Genomic DNA, 6,398 nt, shown 5'->3' on the forward strand with positions numbered 1-6,398 from the left:
CCGATAGTACCAACGTTTACGTGCGGTTTCGTACGTTCAAATTTTTCTTTAGACATGGGGTGTCCCTCTAGGTACGGATTAGGTGGCTTAAAATAAGACCACGCAACCAAAAAAATGGTTTTCTTTATTAAAGGAGAAGAAGCTTTAGACTGGTGCTAATACCCAGAGTCGAACTGGGGACCTCACCCTTACCAAGGGTGCGCTCTACCGACTGAGCTATATCAGCACACAAAATGAGTTGGAGCGTGCAGCGGGAATCGAACCCGCATCATCAGCTTGGAAGGCTGAGGTAATAGCCATTATACGATGCACGCAACACGTAACTCTGTTTGAGCTATTTAACCTTTAGAATATGGTGGAGAGGGACGGATTCGAACCATCGAAGGCAGTGCCAACAGATTTACAGTCTGCTCCCTTTGGCCACTCGGGAACCTCTCCAAATTTTGAGCTTTCTCTCGCTTGCCTTATAGGAAGGAAGAAAGTGGTGCCGACTACCGGAATCGAACTGGTGACCTACTGATTACAAGTCAGTTGCTCTACCTACTGAGCTAAGTCGGCACAAGTGGGGCGCATTTTATTGAATGATTTTCCACCTTGCAATAGCAAATTGAAAAAAAGTGCAAAATTCTCTGAGCAAACTCCTACATACGGCTATTTAGCTCAAGGTTTACGTCTTTAACCCGCATCTAGTACAGGAAGATATTTTATTTATCTATCGCTTGATGTATTTTCCATGCACTTGTTTTGTTATCCACTATAGAGTTTTGTATGAGCCCATTTATGTCATTTGACCGCGAACGTTGGTCTGAGCTAAGGAATTTAGTTCCGATGACACTTTCTGAGAGCGACTTAAAAGAGCTTCAAGGCATCAATGAAAAGCTCACAATGGAAGAGGCAGTAGAGATCTATCTACCGTTATCTCGTCTATTGAACCTCTATGTGGCAGCCAGACAGAATAGAAACTCGGTACTCCACCAATTTCTAGATAAGAAAGAAAAAGCACCACCTTTTATCATCGGTATTGCGGGTAGCGTAGCCGTTGGCAAAAGTACCACTGCGCGTCTGCTTAAAGCCCTACTCTCTCGCTGGGAAAACCATCCAAAAGTTGAGCTAGTGACAACCGATGGCTTTTTATATCCGAATGAGGTGTTAAAAGAGAAAGGGTTGATGAGCAAAAAGGGCTTTCCGGAGTCTTACGATATCAAGCGTTTAGTGAACTTTGTTTCGGATGTAAAGGCATGCAAGAGAAATGTCACAGCCCCTGTTTACTCGCATCTTACGTACAACATTACTGATGACGTTAAGTGCGTCGACCTACCAGATGTGCTTATTATTGAAGGGCTTAATGTCTTACAAACCGGAATGAATTATCCACACGAACCACATCGCGTGTTTATTTCTGACTTCCTTGATTTCTCACTCTATGTTGACGCTGATAGCCAACAAATCAAAGAGTGGTACGTCAATCGTTTTATGAAATTCCGCGATGGTGCGTTTACTAAGCCTGGCTCTTACTTTAGTCATTACACTAAATTATCGAACCAAGCCGCATTGGATAAAGCAGAAGGTATCTGGAGTTCAATTAATGGCTTGAACCTAGAACAAAATATCCTTCCGACACGAGAAAGGGCTCACCTGATTCTACGTAAAGGCGCAGATCATATGGTTGAAGAAGTGTTACTAAGAAAATAGTAACGCCTTAGTCGCCTTTTCTTAGCGATATCTCGCCACCGATATAGCTCTCAACACCATTCTCAGTTTTGAGCAATACAGCGCCTTGTTCATCGATGCCTTGAACAACACCTTCAATTTCTCTAGGTCCAATGATCAGCCTAACATTGCGACCTAAGAAATTATCCAAGCGGTTCCAACGCTCTACAAAATTGGACATTCCTTTCAACTCATAGTCGACAAGCGATTTATCCCAAGCATTGATCAGAGCCTGCGCTAATTGATTACGGTCAGGCACCTTTCCATCACACACTTCTTTAAGGGAAGTCCATGGCTGGCCAATACCTGATGTTGTTGGATCCATGGATAAGTTTAGCCCTAAACCAATCACAATATGCGCAGCGCCACCAGACTGTCCTGACAGCTCGACCAAGATACCTGCAAGCTTCTTATCATTGTGGTAGAGGTCGTTAGGCCATTTGAGCTTTACTCCTTCTACACCCATTTCTTCCAAAGCTTCAACAACAGCGACACCAACCACAAGGCTTAAGCCCATTGCGGCAGCCATCCCTGCGTCGAGTCTCCAATACATTGAAAGGTAGAGGTTTGCGCCGAATGGCGATACCCACTCTCGTCCACGGCGTCCACGACCCGCAGCTTGATATTCAGCAATACAGACAGAACCCGATTCGAGGGTGTTAGTACGCTCTAATAGGTGCTGGTTTGTAGAACCTATGATGGGAATGAGTTCAAGAGAAGCATCGCGACTAACTGCAGACAATTTTTCTTGGTCAAGCATATCCAAACGACTGGCTAGCTTGTAACCCTTGCCTTGTACTCGGTAGATATCTAAACCCCACTCTTGAATACCTTTAATGTGCTTACTGATAGCCGCTCGTGATACACCAATCATTTCACCTAGGTCTTCACCAGAATGAAACTCACCGTCAGCAAGGCATCTCAATAGTGCAAGCTTGGTACTGTGTTCTCTCATGCCAATGACTCCAAAGCCTTGTCTAGGTTTGTCTCGCATTCTCGTCCCATAAAGCGCACTTCATGTTCCAATCGAATATCGAATTTATTCAAGACGGACTGACGCACTCGCTCTGCAAGCTTAAGGATATCCACAGCAGAAGCCTCATCATAATTGATAATAACCAATGCTTGGTTGGGGTGAACCTGAGCGCCACCTTCTGTCACACCTTTGAACTGACATTGATCAATCAGCCAGCCAGCAGCAACTTTGATCATGTCATTACTCTCATAGCCGACAATATTTGGATATAGAGCTAACAAGCGATCAAAATGATCTTTGGTGATCACAGGGTTTTTGAAGAAACTGCCCGCATTCCCTTGTACTCTAGGGTCTGGTAGCTTACTTGAACGGATAGCACACACTTCATCAAATATAGTGCGAGGAGAGAGCGTATCGGCTGCTAGGCTTTTTAACGGGCCATAGTGATTGCATGGCTGCCACTCTTTCGGCAACGTTAAACCAATCGCAACAACAATCGCTTTACCGTAAAGAGCGTGTTTGAAAATAGAATCTCGGTAACCAAAGAGACACTCTTCTTTGCTTAATCGCTTAACTGTATAAGTATCCAGACACAGAATATCGACATACTCGCATACATCTTGCAGCTCAACTCCATACGCACCAATATTCTGAATCGGAGCAGAGCCTGAACAGCCCGGTATCATTGCTAGATTTTCTAGACCACCCAACCCCTTATCCACACTCCACTCAACCAAGCTTGGCCAATCCTCGCCACCACTTACATGCAGTAGGTGATGACTGTCCGTCTCGGCCAGCTCAATCCCGGCTAATTTATTCACGATGACCAGGCCAGCGAAGTGCTCAGTAAAAAGCATATTACTGCCTTTACCCAGTATTAACTTAGGCAAAGCTGACCATTTAGGGTCTTTGTAAAGCGAAATCAGTTCTTCGGTAGTGGTGACTTCAACCAACGCATCACACGTCTGATCGATGGAAAAAGTATGAACATTTTTTAAACTAGCATTGAGATGGAATTGCATGGCGATATTCAATTAACTTACACTGCGGTCATTCTACAGCAGATAAACCAATGGCGCAGTGACTGAATGAACAATGTCATCATTACTCAATTAGACCCAGTAAAGGTTCCCCTAGTTAAACGTTTCTATAAAGAACACTACCCAACGGGAAAAGCGAATAAGAGTGAACTGATCTACTCGTTATTGCTGGATAACGAGCTGTGCGGTGTCGTGCGTTTTCGTACAATAGAAAATAATCGCTTACTTACCGGTATGGCGATATCAAAACAACATCGTGGTCAGCAATTAGGCTCCCAGCTTATGGATTATTGTGCGCAACATACGCTTACGGAAGACGATTACTGCTTTGCGTACGCTCATCTCACCAACTTTTACGCGCGACACAAATTCGTACAAGTAGACCCTAAAGATCTACCAAATGGTTTAAGAGTTTTATACGAGCGCTATTCGAATAGCGGAAAAGATCTCATTCCTATGCATTATCAGCAAAATTGTTAGAGAATGCCTCGATTATCTAGTATTTGGTACTATCCCTTTGGTAAAATTAAAGGTTCGCAATTTTGCATATTTTTAAGGTAAAACAGTCAATATGATTGCCAGTAGGAATCCATTCATACAGTTGCCAACCATAGCGCAGAATCCTGACAAGTTTGAAGTACTACTATCAGCGCAAGAGTTTCGAACTCGCCTACTTGATGAGATATCTCGCGCAACGACTCGTATTAGTTTAGTCGCTTTGTACCTTGAAGATGATGAAGCTGGCCGTGAGATCCTAACTGCCTTATATGAAGCAAAGCAAAAGAATCCCGAACTAGACGTGAGTGTTTGTGTCGATTGGCACCGAGCGCAGCGTGGATTGATTGGTGCAGAGTCTTCTGAAGGCAATGCAGCCATGTATAAAGAGTTCGCAGAAAAATATCAGCATTCTGTGCCTGTCTATGGCATTCCAGTTCGCGGCAAAGAAGTCTTTGGCGTATTGCACTTAAAAGGCTTTATCGTCGATGACAGCGTGATATACAGCGGTGCAAGCCTTAACAATATCTACCTCAATTACCATGACCGCTATCGCTTTGATCGTTACCACGTTTTAAACAATGCGGCTCTTGCTGACTCAATGTTTACCTACGTACACGAACAGATGGTTGCGGACAGCGCTGTTTATGACCTGGCTGATAAGAACAAGCCTGCGACCAAAGAACTGAAACCAGCGATTCGTCAGTTTCGAGCATCATTGGCAAGGTCTCAGTATCAATTCGATGGTCAAGAGGTTTCAGCAGACCAAGTTGCTGTAACACCATTAGTTGGTATCGGTAAAAGACGTAACCGTCTGAATCAGGGAATCAATCAACTCGTCGCTCAAGCTAAAGATGAAATCTTCATCTGCACACCTTACTTCAACTTCCCACCTAGCCTAGCTAAAGAAGTGAAGAAAGCACTTAAGCGTGGTGTAAAGGTCAGCATTGTTGTTGGCGATAAGACAGCAAATGATTTCTTTATCTCGCCAGAAGAAGAGTTTAAAACGATTGGTGGTCTGCCATACCTGTACGAACTGAACTTACGTCGTTTCGCTAAAGCGAATGAAGCTCATATTGCTAGCCGTAATCTATCAATTCGACTTTGGCAACACGACTCTAATAGCTTCCACCTAAAGGGCATATGGGTAGATAAACGCTACATGCTACTAACAGGTAATAACCTAAACCCACGCGCATGGAAGCTGGATCTAGAAAACGGTATCTTTATCCAAGATAACTACCATCATCTAACAGACAAGTTCCAGGCTGAAGTCGATAATATCCTTCAACACACTCAGCTTATCTGTACTTATAAGCAGTTAGATAAGGTAGAGAGCTACCCGATGGAAGTTCAGAAATTGATTCGTAAAATCACTCGTGTAAAAGCCGACAGAGTGCTCAAACAAATACTGTAGTCGGTGTATCAAAACACTATTTATCAACGCCTAGCAAACGCTAGGCGTTTTTGTATCTACGAGATAGCGAGATAGCGAGATAGCGAGATAGCGAGATAGCGAGATAGCGAGATAGGTTTGCTTGATGGTCTTTCGAGTCAACATCTCCATTTATTCATAGTGATTGTGATAGCTTGAAGTGTTAAAACTCCTACCACCGCTTCCTTAGTCAGTCTAAGGGTTCCAGATACGTTTATCAGGTATGATTTAGAGAGCAGTTAAACGAATACCAGTACGAACATAATCGCAATGACCCTCTACGTATTAAAGCAATAACGTTCGCTATTCCCTACAACAAGGGACGAGCGTGTTAAGGTATCTCACATAGAAAGCACTCAGATTCGCCCAATTTGATGTTCTGTTCTACTTGGGTTAGCTAAAAGAGTTAGAAGTAACTATTTCGATTCGTCAGATTTAGAACCAAACCACCTCCCAATACCTTGTAACAGAGAGGCGCCTCAGCGGTAACGATAAAGTCTCTAGCAAAAGTCCAAAGCTCAGATGCCGGAAACGACGAAAGCCTAGTCGCCAGACTAGGCTTTCTGATATGTGCCGGAATAGCATGAAGTGCAGGGGCTTGGTGCCTTTACAACACTCATACAACCTAACAACAAACGCTTTTCTTCAAATGTAAAAAAGCCCTGCTATTGCTAGCAGGGCTTTTCTAATAAGTGGCGGAGTGGACGGGACTCGAACCCGCGACCCCCGGCGTGACAGGCCG

Annotated in this window: 5 protein-coding genes and 4 tRNA genes; 3 read left to right on the forward strand and 6 right to left on the reverse strand. The window is 43.9% G+C overall.

What is annotated here, in order from left to right; translation table 11 throughout:
- Window positions 1-150 precede the first annotated feature (150 nt).
- The 4 genes from AB6F11_RS21310 to AB6F11_RS21325 form a co-directional block, all read right to left on the reverse strand.
- Window positions 151-226, reverse strand: a tRNA-Thr gene (locus AB6F11_RS21310).
- A 13-nt stretch (window positions 227-239) separates the two neighbouring features.
- Window positions 240-314: transfer RNA gene (locus tag AB6F11_RS21315), tRNA-Gly, on the reverse strand.
- A 39-nt stretch (window positions 315-353) separates the two neighbouring features.
- A tRNA-Tyr gene (locus AB6F11_RS21320) sits at window positions 354-438 on the reverse strand.
- Between the two features lie 44 nt (window positions 439-482).
- Window positions 483-558: transfer RNA gene (locus tag AB6F11_RS21325), tRNA-Thr, on the reverse strand.
- Window positions 559-768: 210 nt separating this feature from the next.
- Here AB6F11_RS21325 and coaA point away from each other — a divergent pair.
- Window positions 769-1,692, forward strand: a complete 924-nt coding sequence (gene coaA / locus AB6F11_RS21330) for a type I pantothenate kinase (protein ID WP_017062776.1) — start codon at window positions 769-771, stop codon at window positions 1,690-1,692.
- A 7-nt stretch (window positions 1,693-1,699) separates the two neighbouring features.
- On the opposite strand, the gene birA is transcribed toward coaA, so the two are convergent.
- Complete coding sequence (gene birA / locus AB6F11_RS21335) at window positions 1,700-2,665, reverse strand: bifunctional biotin--[acetyl-CoA-carboxylase] ligase/biotin operon repressor BirA (RefSeq protein ID WP_048615138.1); 966 nt, start codon at window positions 2,663-2,665, stop codon at window positions 1,700-1,702.
- Window positions 2,662-3,708, reverse strand: a complete 1,047-nt coding sequence (gene murB, locus AB6F11_RS21340; protein WP_102394675.1) for a UDP-N-acetylmuramate dehydrogenase — start codon at window positions 3,706-3,708, stop codon at window positions 2,662-2,664. The genes birA and murB overlap by 4 nt, the downstream gene beginning before the upstream one ends.
- A 66-nt stretch (window positions 3,709-3,774) precedes the next feature.
- On the opposite strand from murB, the gene AB6F11_RS21345 reads away from it, so the two are divergent.
- Window positions 3,775-4,206 (forward strand): GNAT family N-acetyltransferase, encoded by a 432-nt coding sequence (locus AB6F11_RS21345; RefSeq protein WP_102394676.1) that lies wholly within the window; start codon window positions 3,775-3,777, stop codon window positions 4,204-4,206.
- 91 nt (window positions 4,207-4,297) lie between these two features.
- Window positions 4,298-5,638: a CDP-diacylglycerol--serine O-phosphatidyltransferase gene (gene pssA / locus AB6F11_RS21350; protein WP_050649874.1), complete on the forward strand. Its 1,341-nt coding sequence runs from the start codon at window positions 4,298-4,300 to the stop codon at window positions 5,636-5,638.
- Window positions 5,639-6,398: the final 760 nt, after the last annotated feature.

The organism is Vibrio sp. 10N.247.311.14, assembly GCF_041467715.1.
GTDB classification, from domain to species: Bacteria; Pseudomonadota; Gammaproteobacteria; order Enterobacterales; family Vibrionaceae; genus Vibrio; species Vibrio crassostreae_C.

Bases quoted from the DNA above. Each gene is read 5' to 3' on its own strand.
- coaA (WP_017062776.1), top strand. From the start codon at position 769: ATGAGCCCATTTATGTCATTTGACCGCGAACGTTGGTCTGAGCTAAGG.
- birA (WP_048615138.1), bottom strand. From the start codon at position 2,665: ATGAGAGAACACAGTACCAAGCTTGCACTATTGAGATGCCTTGCTGAC.
- murB (WP_102394675.1), bottom strand. From the start codon at position 3,708: ATGCAATTCCATCTCAATGCTAGTTTAAAAAATGTTCATACTTTTTCC.
- AB6F11_RS21345 (WP_102394676.1), top strand. From the start codon at position 3,775: ATGAACAATGTCATCATTACTCAATTAGACCCAGTAAAGGTTCCCCTA.
- pssA (WP_050649874.1), top strand. From the start codon at position 4,298: ATGATTGCCAGTAGGAATCCATTCATACAGTTGCCAACCATAGCGCAG.